We start from the raw sequence: 24,672 nt of genomic DNA, 5'->3' as shown, positions 1-24,672 counted from the left end.
ATTCCAATCTTGTCAACTAGCCCGGATTTCTACCCGGAAAACCGTCACCTGCCATCCATCCCCCAGGGGGCATTCAGGGAGAAAAAAACCCCGGAGATGGGGATAGTCCGGGGTGAAAAAGCTGAACGCTTTGGGGTTAGAGAGTAACAATGATCTGGTGGATTGGATACGACCGGGCATCCCTTTGTTCCCGAGACTGGAGTAAATAAATGTAAATGGTGGATGTTTTGGACCTGTGGCCGGTATTCACAGGGAAAGCCCTTCAAATGGTCAGTTCACACACCGGGCCGTTGTCGTGCAGGCGACGGATTCCCTCTGCGAGAAGAGGCGCACAATCGAGCAGTTCGCAATTGTTCGGCAAGTCTGTCTGGGGCAGGGAGTTGGTCAGGGCAACGACCTCCAGTGGAAGGCGCGACACAAGGGCTCTGGCATCTCCACTGAACTGGCCGTGACTCGCGAGAGCAACGATACCCGCAGCCCCCGCAGCCTCAGCTGCCAGCGTTGCCCGACAGAGAGTTGCACCGCTGGCAATCAGGTCATCCACAATCAGCACCACCGTTCCCTCCACTTCACCAATCAAGGTGCCACCACTGATCTGCTCGCCACTGCGATATTTCTCGACAAAAACTCTGCCGATCGCTCTCTCTAAGCACTCACTCAGAGCCCGGCGAAACATTTCCGCGCGCTTGATACCACCCTCATCCGGCGATAACACCACCAGTGGCCGCTGCTCTCCAGCCAGTCGTCCTGCGGCAAACGCCACCAGGAGAGGCCGGGCAAGCAAATGCACAGTGCGACAGCGGAACGCATTCTCAAAAGCGGATAAATTATGGGCGTCCATCGTCATAACTGTGTGGGTACCGGCTGACTCCAGCAAGCTGGCCAGATACTGTGTTGGCAAGGGGTCGTGCAACCTTGTACGCCGATCCTTGCGCCCGTAACACAGATAGGGCATCACGAAAGTGATACGCGATGCCCCGGCATCCTTGAGGGCGCCAATAAAAAACAGGCTGCGCAACAGTTTTTCATCAAGACTGCTGCACACATCGGCATACAGGGACTGCACAAGGAACACATCGGCCCCCTCCACGTCGTCCAGAGGGCGCACCTTGTGCTCACCATCCACAAAACTGCGTTCCTCGTGTCGGGAAAGGGGCTCTCCCAGGGCAGCGGCCACGCGTCCACAAAAATCGGCGCCAACATCCAGGCTAAATAGCTTCAAGCGACCCATAACCAACCTCCCGCAAACCACCGGGAAGTCAAACCCACCCTATGCGTCATGCCAACGGCTCCTGAAGCTGGTGGGCGGCACGGGGAATATGCTCATTTAATCTATGCATCGATACCGCAGTCTCTCTTTTGATAAACCCGGCAGCCCAATGGGAGTGCCATCTTTCATGCTTCGCCACCCGTGCAATACCTACCCAACTTGGCGGTGAGGATGGTATTTCAGGAGCCCACACCGCCACTCTTCAGGCAAACAAAACCCAAATATCCTCATTTATACAACACGCCAAACCGCAGGTCAGCGGACCCTGGGAACAGGCCCCTGAAGATGCTCACTGTGGAAATTAGGTCTCTGTAGTGCTCAGATTAGCCCAGTAAACCTCCAAAGGGTCTGCCATTCAGGGTTGTGAAATGGAGTGGATGAGAAAGGACACAAAAGAGTGCCTGGCGGGGGAAGATTCAACTTGAGAGGACAAAAAAATGCCCCGGACTTGGGGAGTTCCGGGGCAAACATCTGACTTCCTTGGGGGATGATGACGCATTCCAACGATCTTGCCACTTTAGAGGGGCTGTCGCCGGAACAGTTCCACGGATTTCGGCAAAGATTGTAAAAATAGCAGTTAAAACACACTAATTGGCGCCATTTTCACTCAAAAGGTATCTGAGGGGACTACTTCTTTACCTCGGCACAACGCATGCGCTCCCCTGCAGGCCTAAAACCTACCAACAACCGATGCTTCAATGCGCCTGATCCCAGTCTTTGCCATGTCCCAGATCAACAGTCAACGGCACGCGCAACTGCGCAGCGCCCTGCATTAATTCCGCCAGAGCAGTTGCAACCGTCTCTATTTCCGGCTTGGGCACCTCCAGTACCAGTTCATCGTGCACCTGCAGGATCAGCTTGCTGGTCAGGTTTTGCCTATTGAGCCAGGTATCCACCGCGATCATGGCGCGCTTGATAATGTCTGCGGCTGTGCCCTGCATAGGCGCATTGATCGCGGTGCGCTCGGCGGCCTGGCGCTGCATCGCATTGCGAGAGCGGATCTCCGGCAGGTACAGACGACGGCCAAACAGGGTTTCCACATAGCCTTTTTCCGCAGCCTGCTTACGGGTGTTCTCCATATAGTGCAGAACCCCCGGATAGCGCTCGAAGTAACGGTCTATATAGGTCTGGGCATCCGCGCGGGGAATGCCCAGCTGCCTGGCCAGGCCGTAGGCCGACATGCCATAAATCAGGCCAAAATTGATGGCCTTGGCGCGGCGGCGCTGCTCGTCGCTGACCCGATCCAAGGCCACTTCAAACACTTCCGCGGCAGTGGCGCGGTGGATATCAGCACCGCGTTCAAAGGCATTCACCAGCCCTCGGTCTGCAGACAGGTGCGCCATAATGCGCAACTCGATTTGCGAATAGTCCGCAGCGATGATCTCGCTGCCACCATTGACACGTGGGTCCGCGGTGAAAGCCCGACGGATTCGGCGACCCTCCTCGGTGCGAATCGGGATATTTTGCAGGTTGGGATCGCTGGAAGAAAGTCGCCCAGTGGCTGTTACCGCCTGGTGGTAGGAGGTGTGTACACGGCCACTGGCAGGATCAATCATTTTCGGCAGTTTGTCGGTATAGGTGTTTTTCAGCTTGGCCAGGCCCCGGTACTGCATGATCAACGCCGGTAACTCGTGATTGTGGGCCAGCTCCTGCAACACCGCCTCCGCCGTGGAAGGCGCTCCCTTGGGGGTTTTCTTGATCACCGGAATCTGTAACTTTTCAAAAAGAATTGCCCCCAGCTGCTTGGTGGAACTCAGATTGAATTCCTCTCCTGCCACCGCGTAGGCCTGCTGTTCCAGCTCACGCATCTCCTGTTCCAGTTCGGCACTCTGTGCCGCGAGCATTTTTGCATCTATGTAGGCGCCGTTGCGCTCCATACGTACAAGCACCGGCAGCAGGGGCATCTCGATATCATCGAGTACCTTTACCAGAGACGGCACTCGCGCCAGGCGGCCGTTCAACTCCCGATGCAGGCGCAGGGTGATATCGGCATCCTCTGCCGCGTAGGGGCCGGCTTTGTCCAACGGTATCTGATTAAAAGTCAGCTGTTTGGCGCCTTTGCCGGCAATATCCTCAAAATGCACCGTATGCTCACCCAGGTATTTGAGCGCGAGGCTGTCCATATCATGACGGCTGGCAGTGCTGTCGAGTACATAGGATTCCAGCATGGTATCCCGCGCAATACCACGCAGCCTAATGCCGTAGTTGGCCAGAATATGGCTGTCGTATTTTAAATTCTGCCCCACTTTCCTTTGCTTCTCGTCCTCCAGAAGCGGCTTGAGCTTCTGCAGTACCTGTTCAAATGGCAGCTGCTCAGGTGCGCCCATATAATCGTGTGCCAGCGGCACGTAGGCGGCGCGGTAGGGTTCAACCGCAAAGGACACCCCCACCAGTCTGGCCTGCATATAGTTGAGGCTGGTGGTCTCCGTATCAAAGGCAAAGATTTTTGCCTTTTTGAGCCGCTGCAGCCAGGCATCCAGTTCGGCCATTGCTGTCACAACCACATAGTCCCGCTCCACCGCCTCGGCCATGGCCTCCTCGGCCTTATCGCTGGTCAGCTCTTCCAGCCAGGTGCGAAACTCGTTTTGTCCGAACAACTCGATCAACTTTCCGATATTCGGTGCAGAATTGTGCAAGTTCCGGGGATGGTAGGGCATTTCCACATCGGTCTTGATGGTGGCGAGCCGGTAAGACAGCTGTGCCGCCGCGCGATGTTCGGCCATTTTACTGCCGAGGGTCTTGGCGCCGCGAAAACCCAGAGTGGCGATGGCACCCAGATCGGCGTAAATCTCTTTAAGGCCACCAAGGTTCTGCAACAGCGCCAACGCCGTCTTTTCTCCAACGCCTGGCACACCGGGAATGTTGTCGGACTTATCACCCATCAGGGCGAGGAAATCGATAATCAGTTCGGGCCCTATGCCGAACTTCTTTACCACGCCGTCTGTGTCCATCTCGGTATTGGACATGGTGTTGACCAGGGTGATCCCCGGGCGCACCAGTTGCGCCATATCCTTGTCACCGGTGGAAATAATCACTTCCTGGCCGCTGCGCTGGGCCTCCAATGCCAGGGTGCCGATCACATCATCTGCCTCAACCCCATCCACAACCAGACGGGACAGGCCCATCGCGTCGATAATGTCGTGAATCGGCTGAATCTGCTCGCGCAGGTCATCGGGCATCGGCGGGCGGTGGGACTTGTACTCAGCAAACATCTCGTCGCGAAAGGTTTTGCCCTTGGCATCAAACACCACTACCACAGTACTGTCGGCGTGCTCCTTCAAGTGGCGGCGCAACATGCTGATGACTCCGCGAACCGCACCGGTGGGCTTTCCCTGGCTGGTTGTCAGCGGTGGCAGGGCATGGTAGGCGCGATACAGGTAAGAAGAACCATCCACCAAAATCAGCGGAGCGGCACCGGAGCTTTGTTTACTCATAAGTCAAGGCGTTCTGTTGTTGGGCTTTATTTGTACCCACAGGAGGCGGGCTGGCCAATAGGATAACGCCCTTCGCACAGATTTTCCGCTCAACCTGCGCATAACAACTATTGGCGCACCAACCGCACCAGAACCACATGCTGGGCTAGTCTTCTCGATAGCGACGTTCACCGCTCGCTGCCCCCCCGGGAACCAAATGCACTCTGGCTGCCAACAGGCGGCACAGACACTTTTATTCCCAAGAAAATAGGACTCAACAGATGATGAAGGAAGGATTCCAACTATGAGAGGAGTGATCGGCACCGCTCTATTAATGATCACCTGCATACAAGCTTCGGCAGGCGCTGTTTTGGCCGGTGAAGCTGAGGAGGCCCGCGATGGGTATCCGGACACAGAGAAGTTTCCCTCAAAACACACCACCGCACCAAATCATGAGTTGATGCTCAAGAAAGCCCGGCAGGCACAGGAAAAACGGCTGTTCCAACGCCAGATGCGTCAACTGGAAAAACTGCTTCAGCAGGCCAGAAGGGATGCCGACCGCGCAAAAAAATTACAACAATTGAAACGCAGTGCCAATTCCCCCGACTGAGCGGGCCATTCCAACACAGCACTGCGCCCAGTGCCGACTCCGCTGGGCGCCCTCTCCCATCAAAATTCCAAAACCAATCCCGTTGCAATCAATTCCGGAAGTCGCGGACGGACACATCGGGAATCCGGCTCAGGCACATGCGGGCCTGGGCCAGCAGGGATTCAATCAGATCCCGGTAGCTGGCGTCCGGACCCAACTGCGCGCCGAGCGGGTCCAGGGTCCCATAGTGCAGACCCAGATGTTCAGCCAGCTGCCTGTCGCGCGCATTTTCCGGAGCATCACCAAACAGACAGCCCTCCCCTGCACCAGAGAGATCAAGCATGGCTCTGGCACCGTACCCGCTATCGCTACCGCGGGTTAGCGCGCGCGTCTCTATCCCGGCAGAACCAAAGAAATGCCCGTAGGCGTCGTGGGTCACAACAATAGGCACATTGCGATAGCCCCATAGGGCGCGATCCAGTACTTTCTGCAGATTGGCCATGGAGCGGGAGAAATCCCGCGCGCGACCCCGGTACAACTCGGCGCTTTGCGGCCTTAGCTGTGCCAGGCGCTCAGCAATTTGCGCCGCCGCAATTGCCGCGTTGCGCGGGCGCAGCCACAGGTGCATGTCCGCATCGCTGGCACCCTGATACTCATAAGCACTATTGGCCAACAGCGGTAACTGCCGCTCAGCGGGCAGAGAGGCCATCTGCCTGGCCAGAACACCCTCCATCTGCGGGCCCAGCCACACGACCAGTAATGCCCGCTCCAGTGCCGCCCGCTCGGGGATACTGGGTGCATAGTGGTGCGGATCCCTTCCCTCAATCAATATCCGAAGGGGTACGTCGTCCTTGGTAATTTCCTGCGCGATCAGGGCCAGCGGACGCACGCTCACTACCAACTCTCCCCCTGTGGGGGGGGGCGGGTCAGCGCAGGCCAGGAGGCAAAAACCGAGCAGGGCCAAAACGGATAAAGGGAAAAGACGCTTAGAGGAAAACATGGAAGACAGATGGCAACGCAAAACTGCGATATAATCACAACCGGCTTCAAGCCGCCAGCCCGATTGGTCAGTACCCAACCCAGTGGACTTGCAGCAAAGCCGTAACACCCATGCCTCTTGTTGCCCACGCCAGCCCCGGAGATTTCACCCTGAGCCCTTCCGAGTCGCTCATTACTGCCGACAATGTCTCTCTGCAGCTCGCCGGTCGGCAACTGCTAAAGGACATTACTGTAGAGTTGCTACAGGGCGACATTGTCACTCTTATCGGTCCCAACGGTGCCGGCAAAACCACACTGCTGCGACTGCTGCTGGGCCTATCACGGCCCAGCGGCGGTATGATCTGGCGCAAACCGGGGCTGCGTATCGGCTATATGCCCCAGCGACTGCATATTGACAGCGCCATGCCCATGTCTGTTGAACGCTTTTTATTATTGGGCCAGCGGCGCTTGCAGCCCTCCCAGGCACAGGCCGCACTGGACAGAGTCGGGGCCGGGCAACTAAAAAACACCAACCTCTCCAACCTCTCCGGCGGAGAGATGCAGAGAGTCCTGCTGGCCCGCGCGGCATCCCGCAAACCACACCTACTGGTACTGGATGAACCCACCCAGGGTGTGGATGTGGGTGGGCAGGGTGAATTATACCAGTTGATCGCCACGCTCCGGGACGAACTCGGCTGTGGCGTTCTACTGGTTTCCCACGATCTGCGCCTGGTCATGGCAGCTACAGACCGGGTGCTGTGTCTCAATCAGCATATTTGTTGTCAGGGTCTCCCGGAACAGGTCAGCCGGGACCCGGCCTATCTGGAGCTCTTCGGCGACAAGGTGGCCCCTTACACCCATCAGCATAACCACCACCATAACCTCAGTGGCGATATCGCGAAGGCGACCGATTGCCCGCGCAAGCACTCCGGTCCAACCGCTGCGAGCAGAGACGAAGAGTGAACATCAGTGATTGAGCCTGGCGAATTACTGCACAGTCAATTCCTCTGGTACGCCCTGGGCGCCGGCCTGCTGGTCGCTTTGGTGAGCGGTCCTTTGGGGTGTTTTGCCGTTTGGCGACGCATGGCCTACTTTGGCGATACCCTGGCGCACACCGCCCTGCTCGGCGTGGCTCTGGGTTATGTTTTGCATATTCTTCCAATACTGGCGATAGGCGGCACCTGTTGCCTGCTGGCAATACTGCTCGTATACCTGCAGCGTCGCCAGAAACTCGCTGTGGACACCCTGCTTGGGATTCTTTCCCACTCAATGCTCGCCCTCGGCATTGTCACCATAGGCCTGTTCGGGATTAAAGCGGATTTACTCTCCCTGTTGCTCGGCGATCTGCTCGCAGTCAATAGCCAGGACCTGCTGCTGATGTCTACCACTGCAGTGGGGATTCTTTTGCTGCTCTGTTTTCTCTGGGAGAAACTTCTGGCCTTCACTCTGCACGAGGAACTCGCTTCCGTTGAGGGAATACCCGTAGAGCGTGTACGCCTGGCACTGATGCTGATGCTGGCACTGCTGATTGCCATCGCCATGAAAGTCGTGGGTGTATTGCTGATCACCGCGCTGTTGATCATTCCCGCAGCGGCTGCGCATAAGCTCTCCCGTACACCGGAGTTCATGGCCATGATGGCATCGCTGATCGGATGCTTTGCCGTCGTGCTCGGCCTGCTGGCCTCGATTCTGTGGAATACCCCTGCAGGCCCCGCCATCGTACTGGCAGCCTCGCTACTCTTCCTTATCTGTCAGTTGTGGCCAACCGGAACCAGATAGCCACTGGATGCCTTTTGAGCAATGCACCGGCAAGCCAACAAGACCTGGACGGTGTATTTGGTTGCCACCTTAGAAAGAAACTGCGCAAACCCGCCTGGCATTCCCCACACTTCAAGTGCTTAGGATAAACCGCTACCGTTGCAGTTTGGCGCTTTGGTTTTCTGAATAATGGGATCTATATCACCCATTTCTTCAATAAACCTCTGCCCGGCCAACAGCCAATTGTTTCAATATTCCGCCGTTGCTAGTGTTGCGCGACGACCAGCCAATTTGGGCCAGTCACGGATAATGACGACAAAAGGAAGAGCAAGAATCATGGAAAATTTCACTCCCCGCCGCACGTTACTGGCCAGCGCCATCCTGGCCGCTGCCGCAGCAACAACACCACAAACACTCATCGCCGCCGAGGAAGGCGCCATCGAAGAGATCACTGTTGTGGGATCGCGCATCAGTCGCAATACCGAATTTGAGAATGCCACACCAGTCCAGGTTCTGGATCGCGAGACCATCGAAACATCCGGTTACACCAATCTGCAACAATTGTTCGAAAAGAACCCGGCCGCTGGTAATGGCACCTTTTCCACTCGCGGCAATAACCAGGACTCCACCGCCAACGGCGCTGCTGCTGTGAGCCTGCGCGGTATGGGCGCGGATGCCACCCTGGTGCTGGTGAATGGCCGGCGTGTGGCCATCAGCGCTTTTGCCGAGGGCATCACCACCAACTTTGTCGATATCAACAGTATTCCCCTGGCCGCTGTTGAGCGGGTAGAAGTCCTGAAGGACGGCGCCTCCGCTATTTATGGATCCGATGCCGTGGCCGGTGTGGTCAACCTGGTGCTGCGCAAGGATTTCGAAGGCGCGGAGATCTCCATGGATTACGGCGGTGCCGATGGTTATGACGAACAGTCCCTTTCCGCAGTCTGGGGCATCAATGGCGAAGGCTCCAACCTCACAGTGATACTTGACCACCATAAAAACAGTCGCCTGGCCAGTTCCGAACGCAGCGGTCTGGGCACCGCCAATCAGTCCGGACGGGGTGGAGAAGACTTCCGCTCGTCGCGGGGCTACCCAGGCAGCTTCACACTTCCCAACGGAATAACAGTCCCCGACCCGAACTGTCCCGAAGAGCGTGATACCGGGGAGGTCTGCCTCTACGATTACGGCCCCTGGACCCTGATCACCCCGGAGGCGGAGCGCACCGGTCTACTGATGCTCGGCCATACGGATCTGACCGAGAATATTGAATTTTTCAGCGAAATTGCCGTGCAGCACAATACTTCTGTGGCCCAGGGCGCCCCCACCCCGCTGGATGGAGATGCCGAACTCTACGTGGAGGCAGATCATCCCAACAACCCCTTCGGTGAACGTGTGGATATCTTCCGCTATCGCACCGTGGATGCAGGCGCACGGCAGTGGAACATAGAGACTGATAATCTGCGCGGCGTGTTCGGATTGCGCGGCAGTATTGCCGATTGGGACTGGGAGACCTCTGTACAGCGTTCCCGCAGCGAATCCACTCAGACCGGAGACCGCTCCCAGGGCTGGGTTCGCACGGACCTGCTGCAGGAGGAAATCAATGCGGGGCGCTACAACCCCTTCGGTGGTGTGCAGAATCCGGACGCTGTGATTGATGCCATTACCACCAGTCTGGTGCGTCAGGGCAAATCCGAACTCACCAGTTACGACCTCACTATCAACGGCGACCTGTTCAATACTCCCAGCGGAATGGTCGCAATGGCAGCGGGGCTCGAATACCGCGAGGAAAAAGCCGCCGATATCCCCGATGACCAGTTCCAGCGCGGTCTGATTTTTGGCACCGAGTCCGTTTCCGCCAAAGCCAGCCGGGATATCACTTCCGCCTTTGTGGAAATCGCCATTCCCCTACCCGCCAATCTCGACCTGACCCTGGCCGGCCGTTACGACGATTACAGCGACTTTGGCAGCACGACTAATCCCATGGCCAATCTGTTGTGGACCGCCAGTGACCAGTTGTCTCTGCGCGCCTCCTGGGGTACCGGATTCCGTGCCCCCTCTCTGGCACAAATTGGTCTTGGTGACTCACAGGAATCCCTGTTCTTCAAAGATACCTTCGGCTGCGAGGTCAATGAGGCATACTGCAGTCAAACCGACTACACCATCATTTATTCCGGTAACCCCGACCTGGACGCCGAAGAATCCGAATCCTTCAATATCGGCGCTGTTTTCGAGCCCATCGAAGGATTTCAATTGTCCCTGGACTACTGGAAGATCACCCAAGAAGGCAAGATTGACGAGGCGCCTTTCGGGTTCCTTTACCGCAGGCATTGTAATGACCAGAGTAGCACCATCTGTCAAAGGGGCACACCGCGACAGGGAGAATCTCTGGGGGCATTGCAATCCATTCGCAGTGGCTTTACCAATATCGGCGAACAGCAAGTATCTGGTGTCGACCTCAGTTTCGTTTACAGCGGTTTGGCCCTGGCCGGTGGCAATCTCGGGTTGCGGTTTGATTATTCCTACTTGATGGAATTCGAACGCGTAGAATTGAACGCAGATGGCGACGCGTTCCTGACAAGAGATTTGGCCGGAGAATACGAATATCCCCAACATCGTTGGAATGCGACAGGCGACTGGACCTTTGACCGTTTTGGATTCAGCGCAGGCCTGAGTTATATCGGCGAATTCGAGGATACGCCGGATATTGACTTTGACGGCACACTTGATTATGACACCAATACTTCCCGCACGGTGGACTCATTCCTGACCATGAACCTGCAAGCGCGATATACCGGTTTTGCAAATATGATTCTAAGCCTGGGCGCGGATAATGTTTTCGACGAAGCGCCTCCCTTTGCGATCGGTGACGGCGATGCCGATCTGTATGGTTATGTGCAGTCCCAGCACGATCCGCGCGGCCGTTTTATCTATGGAAAAATGACTTACACCTTTTGATCAGCGGTAGCGGGCTTTTCCCGGGAAGGGAGGCGCAGTGCCTCCCTGCTTTACTGCTACACTTCCCGTGTGTGCGAGGGAATTCCACGACCTTTGAGCACAATCAAAGGCGCTAGCTGCGTGGATCTTGCGCCTTTTCTTTTGGGTTGTCCGCATTCATCCCACTATTGACCCCAGGACGAACGGGTTCCGAACCAGCCTTGTGTAATTCGTATACCGTCAACACGATACCGATCAACATACAAATAAATACACAAGCCGCGATCACAAGAATGAATAAATCAGACACTGTCAATCCCTGCGCGCAATTAAAGCCGATACTTTAAAATAGATGCCAAAAGCCAGAATGCTCGGCACCCAAAGCGCGGTGAAAACCCCCTGTTCCCTGTATCCACTAAACCAGAGATACCCGGACAGGGCAAAGGATATGGCGACCGCCAACAGAATAAAAACATCCGAAAGCTTAAACACAGGAATCTCCAGTTAATTGTCACCATAGTCCCAGAAGCCAACGGCGGCGATCAATAAACCGAAAATCGTGATTGCCGCAGGAATGCGCAGCCCCGATATCCCAAAAACCGCTTGTAGTGACGGAACAACGCCCATAGCACCGAAGATCCCCCAAAGCAGGAACGGCACAGCGATAACCAGACCAACCACTCCGGTTGTATATCGTGCTTTTCTAGATCGGCTAAAGCGATCGAACAGATTCCTCAAAAGGGATTCCAGTGCTGCCGTGCTTGATAGAATTGATAGTTAACAACAGGATAGCCCACCCTGTAACAAACGCGACGGGCACTGCAGAAAATGCATACTCTTCAGAGTATTGACACAAAATTCATTGTCGGGCCAGATAGGCGCAAAGCTGTCATCCCAAATAGCCGCCTTATTGCGCGCAGGATAACCATTGCAGCAGTTTTTCTGTTCTTCAAAAAAGCAGTCGTCATGCTCTGTGTGAAACCACAGCCGGACCGGCGACAAAGTCGATAACTACACTGATCTCCACAATTCCCGCGTAAGGAGCTTTCAAAGTCTTGGCAAACGTCGATAGCCCTTCGCTACGATTGCTCAGGTGTTTTCGAATGCGCTCACCCTAGTATCACCGAAGTTAAAACTGGCTTGAGTGATCCTGATGACAGGGGTATTTTCTCAATTATATTGGGTTGTGATTGTCGGTAAAGTACATCCATGAAATTGCTTTAAAATGCCCCGCAAGCAGCTCCGGGTAGCAGCAAGTGGGAATCTCGAATAGGGGAAGATGCTGGCAGAAGACCTCAAAAAGTTTCGGATGCTCTCCCGGGAATACGCTGAATTCCAATCAAGTCAACAACGGTTAGCCACCTAAGCACGCGCAAACCGGTCGAGTTTTTCAAAAGTTTCCGGCCTGAAAAAGCGCAACAAATTACACACACTTTACTAAAACAGGTCCCGTGGCAACACACTGTACTAAGGCTTGGCACCAATCGTTATCTTCGTGCCAGCCCTGCCCACCAGATGTATTTCCTGATTAATGGCCGCAGCCCGTAAAATTCTCTTACTGGTATAATGCCAAACTTTGTGAGACACACACTATGGTCAGATTTAGCAGGGCAGAAGGATTTGAAAGGGGAAAGTCTCAATAGGCCTGCGATTATTCTCAACCGCCCAAAAACCTTATTCCTTAAACGGGTTACCCGGGCAAAAAGGGGTTCCACCAGGTAAAAAAACCGGAAGCCCACTACGGCATGGTTAGATGTCTACCTGGGGGATGTTCATTGCGGCACAAACCCCGCTGTCGACAGCAAATCGGTGCGCGCCTTTACAATAGCCGCAGTGCCACACACTGACCGATAGAATTGACAGATAACAGCGAAGTGGATCAACCGAGGCCTCACAGGAAATAGCTGCACACACGCGAGGCGTTTAGACCCCGTTGGGCTGGAGCACCGTTACTTTTCCAGCAGCAATCCACATTCCCGGTGCTCTTCCCCCTTGGTGGGGTCAAAGTACACATCGTTATCCGGCAGCTTATTGTCGTAGACATAGCCTTCCACATCCACTTCCCTCAAATGGAACATCGGCGCCACGCGGATGGTGCCGTGATTGCCCAGGGTGAAAATGTCCAGGTTTTTGCGATGTGCGTTCTGGTCGTGGCGGATACCGTTCAACCAGACATCCGGTTTCAATTCCCCCATGGCACGATTGAATGGCTCCAGTTTTACCGTGCGGGAAAAAAAGTCGTGCTCGGGAGTGTCCAGCGGGGGGATACCGCCATACACGGCATGGTAATGGGCCGCTGACATCTTCGGGGCATAGGTGCGCAGATTCAGATTAAACTTGCTTACTACAGATTCTATATGGCGGTAGGTCTCCGGCGTGTTATAGCCATGGTCTACCCAGATCACCGGAATATCCGGTTTTTCTCTGGTCACCAGGTGTAAAAAAGCCACCGCCAGCGGGCGAAAATTGGTAAACACCACCGGGTTTTGCGCACGCTCCATGGTAAATCGCATGATCTCGCTGGGCTTCTCTCCGACGAAATCGCGATTCAATGCGTCCAAATCGGCGCCGTGATGGAAGAATGGGTCAGAAGCCACATGCAGGGAATTGGCGGAAGCGTTACGTCCCATAAAAATCAGTGCACAGAAAAACTAGGATGGAAGGCATGCTACCCAGTTCCTTATCTATATAGAAACAATAAAAAGAATTGAAGTAATAATTTTCAGTTATAAGCAATTCACCGCCGCGCAACGGGCATGTCCTGCCCCACTATCCCCGCAGTGTGCTGCAGCGCATCAGAATCAGCGACTGTCCGTATTCCGCACAGTAGCAGCGCCCGGTTTCCACAAAGCCATACCTCTGCAGGAAATAACGTGTGCGCAAGTTCTCCCTCAGCACCCGGGTCTGCAGTTGGGTTTTCCCCTGCCCGGCGGCAGCTACCAGGCTTGCACCGATACCGCAACCGGCAAACAGGGGGCTGACACACAGGTGGGCAAGCCGGTCTTGATCCAGAACAGTGATAAAGGCTTCGGCGACCGCCGGGTGACGGCCGGTAAACACCAGGCACAGACCGGCGCGTCGGCACTCACGGCGAAACTGGCGTACCCTATTTAGCCAGAAGGCTCGGGGCAGGGAGGGGTGTGAGCTGACCGCAGCGTGCAACCACAGCTGTTCCAGCCGATCCAGCTCTTTGAATTCTGCCTTCCTAATCACGGGCGGCGCTCCCGAGACAGATACACAGGCACAATCCTAATCAGGGCAAAGTACGGCCCCTACAAAATGTTCTCCCAATCGGGTGGAAACCATCCGAAACGGGACAATCCACCAGTGACATCAAAGGGCAATCAAAAAAATAACTGTTGAACCTCAAATCAATGGTAAAATGTAATCATTCTTATTAACAAATAAAACATTATTAATACTACTCAATTCCTGGAGGGTCCATGACACTTTTCCCCCGTTCGCCACTGGCATTTGCCCTGGCGGCATTGACGGCTATGCCGAGTCTGGCCGAAGAGCGCCTGGAGACTGTTTCCGTCATCGGCGATCCCGAATCCATCTCCAGCCTGCCGGGTTCTGCACACCTGATCGACGCCGACGAGTTGGCCGAGTTTGAATTTGTGGATATCAACCGCATACTGCGCTCGGTGCCGGGTGTCTACCTGCTGGAAGAGGATGGTTACGGCCTGCGGCCGAACATCGGGATTCGCGGCGCCCAGGGGGGGCGCTCCGGCAAGATCTCTCTGATGGAAGATGGCGTGTTGATTGCGCCCGCACCTTATTCAGCCCCCGAGGCCTACTATTTCCCCAGCGCCGGCCGTCTGGATGCCATCGAAGTGCTGAAGGGCCCCGCTGCCTTGCTCTACGGCCCATTCACGGTGGGCGGCGCCGTGAATATGCTCAGCACACCAATCCCGGAAAGCCCTGCAGGCATAGTACAACTCGAAGCCGGCGAGTATGGCGAGGCTCGCCTGCACAGCTATTACGGCACCAGCACCGAAAACACCGGCTGGCTGCTGGAAACCCAGCAACAGTATGCAGATGGTTTCCGCAGCATCGATCGCGCCGGCAGCGCGGATATTGCCAAAGAGGATTACCTGCTCAAGGGCCGCCTGCGCTCCGATGCGGATGCGACCTATCGTCAGCAACTGGATATCAAACTGCAGTACTCCGAAGAGGAGTCCGGCATGAGCTACCTGGGACTGAGCGATGCCGACTTAAACGACGACCCCAACCGCCGCTACGGCATCAGCGCCCTGGATGAAATGCAGAACCGCCACAGCACCGTGCAGCTGAATCACAGCATCGAACTGGACGAGGGCTTCACGCTGCATACCCAGGCCTACTACAACAAGTTCAAGCGTGACTGGTTTAAGGTCAGCCTCGGAGGCCTGATTGATGATGCCAATAGCGACAACGAAACTGTAGCTGCCAGTGCGCAAGCGATACTCGATGGGCAGCAGGATTACCGTGATTTTGGCATCAAGCACAACAATCGTGAGTACGAATCCAAGGGTATCCAGGTCAGCGCCGACTGGCTGTTCAATACCGGCTCCATCAACCACGAATTGACCCTAGGTTTACGACGGCATTGGGATGAGGTGGACAGATACCAGCCCGTGGAGATCTATGACCAGATTAATGGTCAATTGGTATTTGATCGCGTTGAACTCCCAAGCCCTAGTAATAACCGTATTGAAGAGGCCGATGCCACCTCCTTCTTTATCTCCGACGATATCCAGTTGGGCAATAAACTGACCCTGACGGCGGTACTGCGTTATGAGGATTTGGAAACCCAGCAACAGCGCTACAACGATGCGCAGCGTACAGAGAAAGGCAGTGACCGCTCAAACCAAGTAGATGAGTGGCTGCCGGGGCTGGGGTTGGTGTATCAGGTCAGCGAGCAGTGGGGCCTGTTGGCGGGTGTGCATCGCGGTTTCGCCCCGCCCGGTGCCGGTGCTAAAAATGGCCAGGGTCCCGAGTTATCCACCAACTATGAGTGGGGTGCACGCTTTGATAACGGCACCCTCGCCGCCGAGCTGATCGCCTTCTATAGCGACTATGAGAATGCAGTGCAGAACTGCTCTGTGGCCGTATCCTGCCCCAATGGAGCCGAAAGTGGCACCTTTCAACTCGGTGAGGCGGAAATCAAGGGCCTGGAAGCTGCCTTGGGCAGCGAGTGGGTGCTCGCAAACGGCTGGACCCTGCCAGTGCGTGCCACCTACACCTACACTGATGCGGAGGTCACCGAAGACCAGGACTCGCTCTGCAATGGGGACCCCCTCTGCGATGTGAACCCTGAGGAACTCCTGCTGGCCGGCGATAACCTGGTATACCTGCCGGAAAATGTCTTCGCGGTATCTGCGGGCCTGGACAGTGGCGCCGCCTGGCGCCTGAACCTCACCGCAGCCTATCAGGATGAGATGTGTGTCAACACCCGCTGTAACCGCGGCGGTGCCAACCAGTTCGATTACACCGAGTCCCTGTGGGTGGTGGATGCCGCCGCACACTACGATTTCAGCGCCGACCTGACCGGTTACCTGAAAGTGGATAACCTGTTTGACGAGCAGGTGATTATCAGCCGCAGCCCGGAAGGCGCCCGCGCCAACCGGCCGCGCGCGGCCACTGTGGGGATCAAGTACATCTTCTGAATCACTTTGGCCAAATACCGTGGCCGTTCAGTTACTGTTGTAGTTGTCTACCGTAATTCGCTGCAGTAACTTAGCGGCCAAGTCGCCTCTCCTCCGAACCGGATGCGCACTTGCAACGCACTAGCTATTCGTTAAATCGCTGGTGAATGACACCCAGTTTAAGAGAGGGCGACTTCCAAATATTTCAGGCTTACACTTCAGGTAATGATTGGCTTCTGGATAGCATCAACATGATCGTTTACGAACCGGGGCGGTACCTTATGATGGCGATCAACGGTCTGAGAGATGCCAAACGTACCTCTTACACTGAATCCAGCCTTTTAATAATATTCAGTCGGTTTTGCCTTTTCTCAAGTGCTCCCTATCAAGTTGATGTATCTTGTACCCCTACCTCCACCGCAGTTGCCAATGCCAATTTGGCCCATCACGGAAGATTATCTTACTGGTTATGGTTGGGGTGACTTTTCCTTCTATGCATACATTATATGTACAAGCAATAGCTCTTATAAAATCGGCACCTTGCAATTTGGCAGAACTTTGGTACCGATTTTACTGCACTCACTATCCAACGCGTTTATGTCGCCTATCAAACAGTACTAGAGAAGGGATTGAAACCAGATTAACTTTGTAACAATAAGGCTATTTGTCGAATATTATACGGACGTTTGTCGTAAGTATAAGTATGTCTTTTTCTCTATAGTCGGTTGTTTCATGTCTGGACCAACACAACGGTTTAGGCGGGATTTTATAAGCAGGTATTTTTTCTAAAACGGTCTGTCATTGAATACCTAATGACCCCAATCAATGAGCAGTAATTTGGGAGAGTGCCCTCACAACACGTTGGATTTGAACAGGTTACCTCATGCTGGTGGTCTTTCTGGGATAAAGACTTTAACCCTGATTTCTTGAAAATTGTCGCTGTATTTAAACCGAGAGCGATTGTCAGTCATTGTAAAAAAATACCGGCGCAGACAAAAAAGTCTTTGCCGGTATTCGGAAGTGATAAAGTAGCCCAATGGCGGGGCAAGTTATCCTCTCACTGAGTGTTGACCATCACTTCAGTTTCCGCGAAGGCCTGCGCGCCATTGCCGTGGTTCAGGATGCCGAGGGCGCGGGTATTGGGCGCAAGCCCCATCCACTCAAGCGCGATAGTGCCGCTGCTATTCAGTTGCGCCTGGCCCGGTGCATTCAACTGGGTATTGCCACTGTCACCGGTCAGGTTGAAATTAAACAGCGTGAAAGGCGTTGCGCCTGCTGCAGAATCGTAGTCATCGACAAACGCGGCGTATTCCCCGGGCGCGGGGTTGAGTATGGTCACGGACTCGGTAGAGGTTTCAGAACCGCTGCTGCCCACTTCCGGGAAATCGGGAGCCGGCCCAAACACCCGTAAATCCAGATCATCACTGCCGCTGCCATCGCCTACATCGGCATCGAACAGGGCTATGCGGGCCAGATTCGTTCCTTCCGGCACGTCGAAGAAGATCAATTGGGAACCGCCGTCCTCTACACTGCCGGGATTGGCCACGCCTTCTGCCAGGCCGTTTACCGTCACCTGGTAGTCGCCGTTATAGCCGAACCGCACATCCAGATTGAGGATGCCGTCGGTACCTTCAGCGGCGACCTGTGTTGGTGCCGACAAGGCTACCGGACGGACGGCGACGGGGCTGCGCACATAGTAGCGGGTGCCCACTGATTGCCAGCTCAGGTCGCCGAAAGCCCACTTGTTCATTGCAGCGTTCTCAGTGACTGTGAACGTAACCTCAAACTCCGCGCTTTCCCCCTCTCTTAATCGCAGCACGCGCGGATGTACCTGTACCTCGACACCAACCGGCGCATTAACCGAGACCCAGTACCACTTTGAGCCGCGGGATACGCTGGTGACACGGCGTTTTACGGTCTGGGTTCCCACCAGTGCACCAATACCGATAGAGGGCAAGTTCAGGTCACTGCTGTCAATGGAATAACCCAGATTAACCAGGTTGTCACAGGTCGTGCGCTCGACAATTTGCGGCTGATTTTCAGCGCCGCATAAAAACGCCAAATAGTCATTAAAACCGGCGTCGTAAACCAGGCCGGGCTGGAGAGCGGAAGAGGGTGCGATGGCGCCGGCACCGATATCGAACGGATCTGCCATTTCCGGGCCGAATGTTTTGCGCAAGTCGGTGCGGGCCGTACTCATAAGCGCGGACTTGGCCATTGCCGGAGACCAGTCCGGGTGGGCCTGTTTCAGCAGCGCCATCACACCAGCCACATGGGGGCTGGCCATGGAGGTACCACTCAGGCGTCCAAATAGGCTGCCACCGCTTAGCGTCGGCGAAATACCGGCGAGAATGCCAACACCCGGTGCCGCCACATCCGGCTTGATAATATCCGGCGCGCCGGCATTGTAGCCCCGGGAGGAAAAGCTGGCGATACGGTCTTCGCGGGAAATCTGCAGTGCGGGGTCCAGTATGCCACTGACGCCTTCACTGCCCGCAATCAGTTCGCCATCCGCATAGCGGATCATCACGCCGGGAATACGCGTGTCCGGCGCGGACATGGCAATCGGATCAAAGCGATCCTCCGCCGTGCCATCGTTGTATACGACGATCGCAACCGCACCGGCGTCCGCCACATTATTGTACTTGTCCGTGAAGGAGCAGCCCCCGCGTTTTACCAGGGCGATTTTGCCTGCCATAACCGCGCTGTTATCGAGTGCAGCGCAAGCTTCGAGCGGCACACTGACGAGGACAGGTGCCGACAGCAGCCCAGCGTCCTGCATGGAGACGGGGCCACTGCCCTCCAGAGCATCGTAAGTTCCGGCGATAGGCGCTGGTGAATCCACGCGCAATGCTGTACCAAAGCGTTGGTCATCCTCAGCGGCAGCCACTGCGGTGATCCAGGGAACGCCGGAAGGTGTGCCGATGGTGGCGACACCGGGGCCCCCGTTACCGGCGGAAGTGGCAACGAAAACACCCGCATCCGCAGCAAACAGGTATGCGATATCGTCCGCACCGGTGAAGATGGTGCTGCCGCCACCCACAGAGTAGTTGATCACGTCCACGCCATCGGCCACGGCCTCGTCAATAGCCGCCATAGCGTCCGCCGAGGAGCAGCCGCTGTCGTCCGGGTTCGGCGCATCCCAGCATACCTTGTACACGGCAACCCTTGCCCGCGGCGCCATGCCGGTAAGGGTTTCCCCTTCCGGTGTCACCACACCGTAGTTGCCGGCGGCGGTGGTGGCGGTGTGGGTGCCGTGCCCGTCGGCATCCCGCGCAGAGAGGAATTCGTAGTCCGCCAGTGTACCCGTGGAGCGGAAGGCGTCGGAAAAGGACTTGGCCTTGATCAGTTTGTTGTTACAGGTGAAGGCAGCGTCGTTGGGGTTGAATGCGGTATTGCCGAAATCACAGCCCTCGCCAACAAAGGATTCGGGCACAGGCCCGTAGGGAATAGAAGCGCCGCGGTTACCCTGGCGGGGCGTGGGGATGTCGGCAAGGCTCAGATGCTCGGGGTGAATACCGCTATCGATCACACCGACAACCACATTTTCACCGGTTATCCCCCAGAGCCAGGGGCTGGGTACACGGGTCAGGCCGAGAAAGTCCGCAGTGGAATCTGTATGGGGTTTGAGCAGACGATCTTCCCATACGCCCTTGACCTCAGTGTGACTGCGCAACGCCTCGGCTTCTTTTTTGCTCATTACCGCCGCGAAACCGTTAAAGGCCGTATCGTACTCATGCACCTTGCGCACACTGGGCATGGAGGACAGCACCCGCTCACGGCGCGACTTGAGGAACCCGGCATAGTGTCGGTAGCTGCCGCTGCGCAGGTCAAGCCTGCGCTGCAAAGCGGATTTCACCGCGGACGATCCGGGGGCGGCGCCGCTGTAAGAGGATAGCGGTTCACCATTTAGTTGAACGATATAAACCTTTCTGTGCTTTTCGGCATTGGCAGCGGGTTTGCCACTGCCCGTTTCAGCAAAACTGCTGCCCGAAATGAGCAGTCCGGTCATGAGCGCGAAAATTATCGTTTTTTTCATTAAAAAGTTCCTTTTATGTTTTTACGCAGGCGGGAAAATAGCGGCTGGCAGGGTAATCTCTGTAACGCTGCGGCACACACTGTATTTTCAGTGCCGCGCAACAGGGCCCTCTTCGAAACGCCGCGCCCATCCATGGTCTGTCAGAAATAGCGGTTGCAATGGTGGACTTGCCCGTCCCATTACCAGCTTTTAAAGGAATGTCGTCTACAACTCAACGTGTTGGCACACAATTTATTGTGTAGTGATGGGTGCGGCGGAAAGGGCAGGTAGAGAAAGATAAGCAAGTCATGTATATGCAAATCGACCGGTTCAAGGCGCAGCCGGAAACCTGTTTGCGTCCTCCACACACCCGCCCAACAAAAATTGAGCAAACTGCGCCAAGTCCGCAAATAGAACCGTGTTCTCAAGGTCTGGATTGGAATGCGCCATTATCTTTTTCAACGTGCGTTCCCCCTCACCGGATTTAAGCAGTACCGGCTTGCAGCCTTTTGCCAGCGCCAACTGCAAATCCTCGAGCTTATCCCCAAGCAGATAGCATCCGTGCAAACTGGTATCGAACTCCGCCTCTATCGCTTCGAGTAATCCCGGTTTGGGTTTACGGCAACGGCAGTGGTCCTCGGGGCCGTGGGGGCAGTAAAAGATCGCGGCGATCTCACCGCCGGCATCCTCCACCAGCGCGCGCAACCTGGTATGTATGGCCTCAAGGTCATCGAGATCAAACCGACCGAGGGTCAGACCGCTCTGGTTGGTGGCAATCACCAGTTGGTAACCGGCGCGACTGAGCGCAGCCAGGGCTTCGATACTGCCGGGCAGGGGCTGCCACTCATCAGCAGATCTGACGCAGGTGTCGGGGGCTTCGTTGATAACCCCATCGCGCCCGAGAATGATCATTGGCATGACTGATGCGCCCTGTTGGTTTGAAGCGAAGCAGAAGCCGGGGCTCCTATAGGGGTTATTTGGCCGGTGCCAGCAGGGAAATATCGGCAACTTGCAGAAACAGTGCCCGCAGCTGGGCCAGCAGGGCCAGGCGGTTCTCGCGCAGTCGCTCGTCGTCGCTCATCACCATCACACGGTCAAAGAAAGTGTCTACGGTTTCCCGCAAACCCGCCAGGCCAGCGAGACCCTCGGCGAAGTGCGCATCGCTGTACAGCGGCTCCACCTCAGCTCGGGCCACCTGCACAGCGGCGTACAGGGCCTTCTCCGCCTCTTCCTGCAACAGGGCCTCGTCGATAGTTTCGGGCAAGGCGGTGTCAAGCTTGGCGAGGATATTGGAAACACGCTTGTTGGCGGCAGCCAGGGCACCGGACTCCGGCAGCTGGCTGAAGGCGTTGACCGCGTGCACGCGGTTGTCGATATCCAGTGGGCACGACAAATTGCGTGCGGCCACCGACATAAACACCTCGGCGGCGATACCTTCGTCTTCATAACGGGCGCGAAAGCGCTCCAACACATACTGCAGGGCCTGCTCCACAACCCTGTCATACTCCCCCAGGGCAGTGCGCGGATAGTTGTCGCGAGCCAGCTCCAGCAGTTGGCGCAGATCCAGGTCGAGACGCTTTTCCACCAGAATGCGGATAATGCCGAGGCTGGCGCGGCGCAGGGCGAAGGGATCACGGGAGCCGCTGGGAGGCTGGCCGATGCCGAAGATGCCCACCAGAGTATCCAGGCGATCCGCCAGGGCGATCACGGTACCGGTCTCACTGGCGGGCAGCTCGTCACCGGCGAATTTGGGCATGTACTGTTCATACATGGCCTTGGCTACATCCAGCGGCTCGCCATCGTTTTCCGCGTAATAGTAACCTGCGATACCCTGCATATCGGCGAATTCAAACACCATTTCGGTAACCAGGTCCGACTTGCACAGGCGCCCGGCGCGTTCGGCCCAGTCGCTGTGGGCACCCACCTGTTCAGCGATGGCACGCGCCAGAGCGGAGACCCGCTCGGTCTTGTCGTAGACACTGCCCAGATGTTGCTGGAACACAATCTGGCGCAATTTCTCCCGACGAGACTCCAGACTGGTCTGTTTGTCGGTCTCGAAGAAAAAGGCGGCATCTGCCAGTCGCGGGCGGATGACGCGCTCATTGCCGTGGATCACCTGGGCGGCATCCTGGCTCTCGATATTGGACACGGTGATAAAGAAAGGCAGCAATTGGCCATCTTCATTCACCACGTGGAAATACTTCTGGTGCGCCTTCATGGAGGAGATCAGGGCTTCTGCGGGCACTTCCAGGAAGCGCTCCTCGAAGCGGCCGGTGAGGGCGACAGGCCATTCCACCAACGCAGTCACTTCGTCGAGCAAATCGTCGTCGATTACCGCTTCACCGTTGACGTTATTGGCCTCGGCAATCACCTGGGCACGAATGGCTTCGCGGCGCTCGGCGAAGTCCGCCATTACGTAGCCGGGCTCGCGCAGAACCTGCGCATAATCGTGGGCGGAGTGGATCTCCAGCGCGCGATTGCAGTGGAAGCGATGACCACGGCTGGTATTACCGGCTTTTAAGCCCAGCACTTCGCCATCTACCACCTTGTTGCCAAACAGCATGACGAGCCAGTGCACCGGACGCACGAACTCCTCGCGGCGCGCACCCCAGCGCATACGCTTGGGAATAGGCAGTTGAGCTAACGCTTTCTCGACAATGCCCGCCAATAAGGATTCAGTTTCAGCGCCTTTCTGCTCGCTGATAAAAGCCAGGCGCTCGCCTTTGTCAGTCTCTTTGCGTCCCAGCTCTTCAACGGTCACGCCGTTGCTGCGGGCGAAACCCTCAGCGGCTTTACTGGGCTTACCCTCTTTATCGAAGGCGACTTTGACGGCCGGGCCCAGCTTTTCAATTTGTTTGTCTTGCTGCTTGTCTGCCAAGCCGAACACCGCTACTGCCAGGCGGCGCGGAGCTGCGTAGGCTTTAACCTCGCCAAAAGACAGCTCGGCGCCCTTGAGACCTTGGGTAATACCCTCGGCGAAAGCGTTCATCAATTTGTGCAACGCCCTGGGTGGCAGCTCTTCGGTGCCCAGCTCTACCAGAAAATCCTGAGCCATTACTGCTTCTCCTCTTGCTCGATGTCTTCCGCCAAAATATCTGCCCGCAAGGCTTCATCTGCCATGGGGAAGCCTAAGGCGCGGCGCGCATCGTAGTAAGCCTGTGCCACGGCGCGGGCCAGGGTGCGTACACGCAGGATATAGCGCTGGCGTTCGGTCACTGAGATGGCGTGGCGTGCATCCAGCAGGTTAAAGGCGTGGGAGGCCTTCATGACTTGCTCGTAAGCGGGCAGCGGCAGGCCCAGTTCAATCAGGCGCGCACTTTCGCGTTCACAGTGATCGAAGGTGGCGAACAGGAACTCTACGTCGGCGTGTTCAAAGTTATAGTGGGACATCTCCACTTCGTTCTGGTGGAAAACATCGCCGTAGGTGACGGGGCTGCCACCTGGGTTGCGGGTCCACACCAGGTCGTAGATGGATTCCACGCCCTGCAAGTACATAGCGATACGCTCGAGACCATAGGTGATCTCGCCGGTGACCGGGAAGCACTCCAGACCACCTACCTGCTGGAAATAGGTAAACTGGGTCACTTCCATACCGTTTAGCCACACTTCCCAGCCGAGACCCCAGGCGCCCAGGGTCGGGGACTCCCAGTTGTCCTCCACAAAGCGGATATCGTGGATGGCCGGGTCCACCCCCATGGTGCGCAGGCTGTCGAGGTACAGTTCCTGGATATTGTCCGGGGACGGTTTCAACACCACCTGGTATTGGTAGTAGTGCTGCAAGCGGTTGGGGTTTTCGCCATAGCGGCCGTCGGTGGGGCGGCGACATGGCTGTACATAGGCTGCGTTCCAGTTTTCCGGACCCACGGCGCGCAGGAAAGTCGCCGGATGAAAGGTGCCGGCACCCACTTCCATATCCAGAGGCTGTAGAATGACGCACCCCTGGCGCGCCCAATAATCCTGCAGGGCAAAAGCAAGTCCCTGAAAGGTACTGAGATCGTATTGCTTGGACACCGTTATCTCCGGATCAGTATCAGCTGTGGGCAAAGGGACGCAATTATAGCGGCAGCAGCTCTCGCGCTTAAAGC

The 24,672-nt window shown here is 56.1% G+C and carries 17 protein-coding genes; 5 read left to right on the top strand and 12 right to left on the bottom strand.

The features are described 5' to 3' along the window. Window positions 1–262: 262 nt before the first annotated feature. Complete coding sequence (locus tag M8T91_RS00360) at window positions 263–1,231, bottom strand: ribose-phosphate diphosphokinase (RefSeq protein WP_301415763.1); 969 nt, start codon at window positions 1,229–1,231, stop codon at window positions 263–265. A gap of 734 nt (window positions 1,232–1,965) precedes the next feature. Next, window positions 1,966–4,704, bottom strand: coding sequence for a DNA polymerase I (polA, locus tag M8T91_RS00355; protein WP_301415762.1), 2,739 nt, complete (start codon window positions 4,702–4,704; stop codon window positions 1,966–1,968). Between the two features lie 283 nt (window positions 4,705–4,987). Between polA and M8T91_RS00350 the strand changes: the two genes are divergently transcribed. Beyond that, window positions 4,988–5,293: a hypothetical protein gene (locus M8T91_RS00350; protein WP_301415761.1), complete on the top strand. Its 306-nt coding sequence runs from the start codon at window positions 4,988–4,990 to the stop codon at window positions 5,291–5,293. Window positions 5,294–5,381: 88 nt separating this feature from the next. On the opposite strand, the gene M8T91_RS00345 is transcribed toward M8T91_RS00350, so the two are convergent. Further along, the gene (locus M8T91_RS00345; RefSeq protein ID WP_301415760.1) at window positions 5,382–6,167 is read right to left on the bottom strand and encodes a metal ABC transporter solute-binding protein, Zn/Mn family; all 786 of its coding nucleotides are present in this window, start codon (window positions 6,165–6,167) and stop codon (window positions 5,382–5,384) included. Window positions 6,168–6,382: 215 nt separating this feature from the next. Between M8T91_RS00345 and M8T91_RS00340 the strand changes: the two genes are divergently transcribed. The 3 genes from M8T91_RS00340 to M8T91_RS00330 all read left to right on the top strand — a co-directional run bounded on the left by M8T91_RS00340 (window position 6,383) and on the right by M8T91_RS00330 (window position 10,960). Next, on the top strand, window positions 6,383–7,213 hold the full coding sequence (locus M8T91_RS00340) for an ATP-binding cassette domain-containing protein (RefSeq protein WP_301415759.1): 831 nt from the start codon (window positions 6,383–6,385) through the stop codon (window positions 7,211–7,213). Between the two features lie 6 nt (window positions 7,214–7,219). After that, complete coding sequence (locus M8T91_RS00335) at window positions 7,220–8,029, top strand: iron chelate uptake ABC transporter family permease subunit (protein ID WP_301415758.1); 810 nt, start codon at window positions 7,220–7,222, stop codon at window positions 8,027–8,029. A gap of 315 nt (window positions 8,030–8,344) precedes the next feature. Then, the gene (locus M8T91_RS00330; protein ID WP_301415757.1) at window positions 8,345–10,960 is read left to right on the top strand and encodes a TonB-dependent receptor; all 2,616 of its coding nucleotides are present in this window, start codon (window positions 8,345–8,347) and stop codon (window positions 10,958–10,960) included. Window positions 10,961–11,072: 112 nt separating this feature from the next. Here M8T91_RS00330 and M8T91_RS00325 read toward each other — a convergent pair whose 3' ends face one another. From M8T91_RS00325 to M8T91_RS00305, 5 genes are all read right to left on the bottom strand, one after another. Next, window positions 11,073–11,249 (bottom strand): hypothetical protein, encoded by a 177-nt coding sequence (locus M8T91_RS00325; protein WP_301415756.1) that lies wholly within the window; start codon window positions 11,247–11,249, stop codon window positions 11,073–11,075. 2 nt (window positions 11,250–11,251) lie between these two features. Continuing rightward, window positions 11,252–11,431, bottom strand: a complete 180-nt coding sequence (locus tag M8T91_RS00320) for a hypothetical protein (protein WP_301415755.1) — start codon at window positions 11,429–11,431, stop codon at window positions 11,252–11,254. 12 nt (window positions 11,432–11,443) lie between these two features. Then, complete coding sequence (locus M8T91_RS00315; protein WP_301415754.1) at window positions 11,444–11,677, bottom strand: hypothetical protein; 234 nt, start codon at window positions 11,675–11,677, stop codon at window positions 11,444–11,446. A gap of 1,211 nt (window positions 11,678–12,888) precedes the next feature. Beyond that, window positions 12,889–13,569: a phosphoadenosine phosphosulfate reductase domain-containing protein gene (locus M8T91_RS00310; RefSeq protein ID WP_301415753.1), complete on the bottom strand. Its 681-nt coding sequence runs from the start codon at window positions 13,567–13,569 to the stop codon at window positions 12,889–12,891. Window positions 13,570–13,708: 139 nt separating this feature from the next. Further along, window positions 13,709–14,152, bottom strand: coding sequence for a GNAT family N-acetyltransferase (locus M8T91_RS00305; protein ID WP_301415752.1), 444 nt, complete (start codon window positions 14,150–14,152; stop codon window positions 13,709–13,711). 230 nt (window positions 14,153–14,382) lie between these two features. Here M8T91_RS00305 and M8T91_RS00300 point away from each other — a divergent pair, with 230 nt between their 5' ends. Further along, window positions 14,383–16,590 carry a TonB-dependent receptor family protein gene (locus M8T91_RS00300; RefSeq protein WP_301415751.1) on the top strand — a complete coding sequence of 736 codons (2,208 nt, stop codon included), beginning with the start codon at window positions 14,383–14,385 and terminating at the stop codon, window positions 16,588–16,590. 1,036 nt (window positions 16,591–17,626) lie between these two features. On the opposite strand, the gene M8T91_RS00295 is transcribed toward M8T91_RS00300, so the two are convergent. The 4 genes from M8T91_RS00295 to glyQ all read right to left on the bottom strand — a co-directional run bounded on the left by M8T91_RS00295 (window position 17,627) and on the right by glyQ (window position 24,598). Further along, complete coding sequence (locus M8T91_RS00295; protein WP_301415750.1) at window positions 17,627–20,608, bottom strand: S8 family serine peptidase; 2,982 nt, start codon at window positions 20,606–20,608, stop codon at window positions 17,627–17,629. Between the two features lie 309 nt (window positions 20,609–20,917). After that, window positions 20,918–21,505 (bottom strand): D-glycero-beta-D-manno-heptose 1,7-bisphosphate 7-phosphatase, encoded by a 588-nt coding sequence (gene gmhB / locus M8T91_RS00290; protein ID WP_301415749.1) that lies wholly within the window; start codon window positions 21,503–21,505, stop codon window positions 20,918–20,920. A gap of 55 nt (window positions 21,506–21,560) precedes the next feature. Further along, window positions 21,561–23,642 carry a glycine--tRNA ligase subunit beta gene (glyS, locus tag M8T91_RS00285; protein WP_301415748.1) on the bottom strand — a complete coding sequence of 694 codons (2,082 nt, stop codon included), beginning with the start codon at window positions 23,640–23,642 and terminating at the stop codon, window positions 21,561–21,563. After that, the gene (glyQ, locus tag M8T91_RS00280) at window positions 23,642–24,598 is read right to left on the bottom strand and encodes a glycine--tRNA ligase subunit alpha (protein ID WP_301415747.1); all 957 of its coding nucleotides are present in this window, start codon (window positions 24,596–24,598) and stop codon (window positions 23,642–23,644) included. The genes glyS and glyQ overlap by 1 nt, the downstream gene beginning before the upstream one ends. Between the last annotated feature and the right edge of the window lie 74 nt (window positions 24,599–24,672).

Source organism: Microbulbifer sp. MI-G (assembly GCF_030440425.1).
Taxonomy (GTDB): domain Bacteria; phylum Pseudomonadota; class Gammaproteobacteria; order Pseudomonadales; family Cellvibrionaceae; genus Microbulbifer; species Microbulbifer spongiae.
The sequence above is the reverse complement of the archived record's forward strand: the minus strand, read 5'-3'. Positions and strand labels throughout refer to the sequence as shown.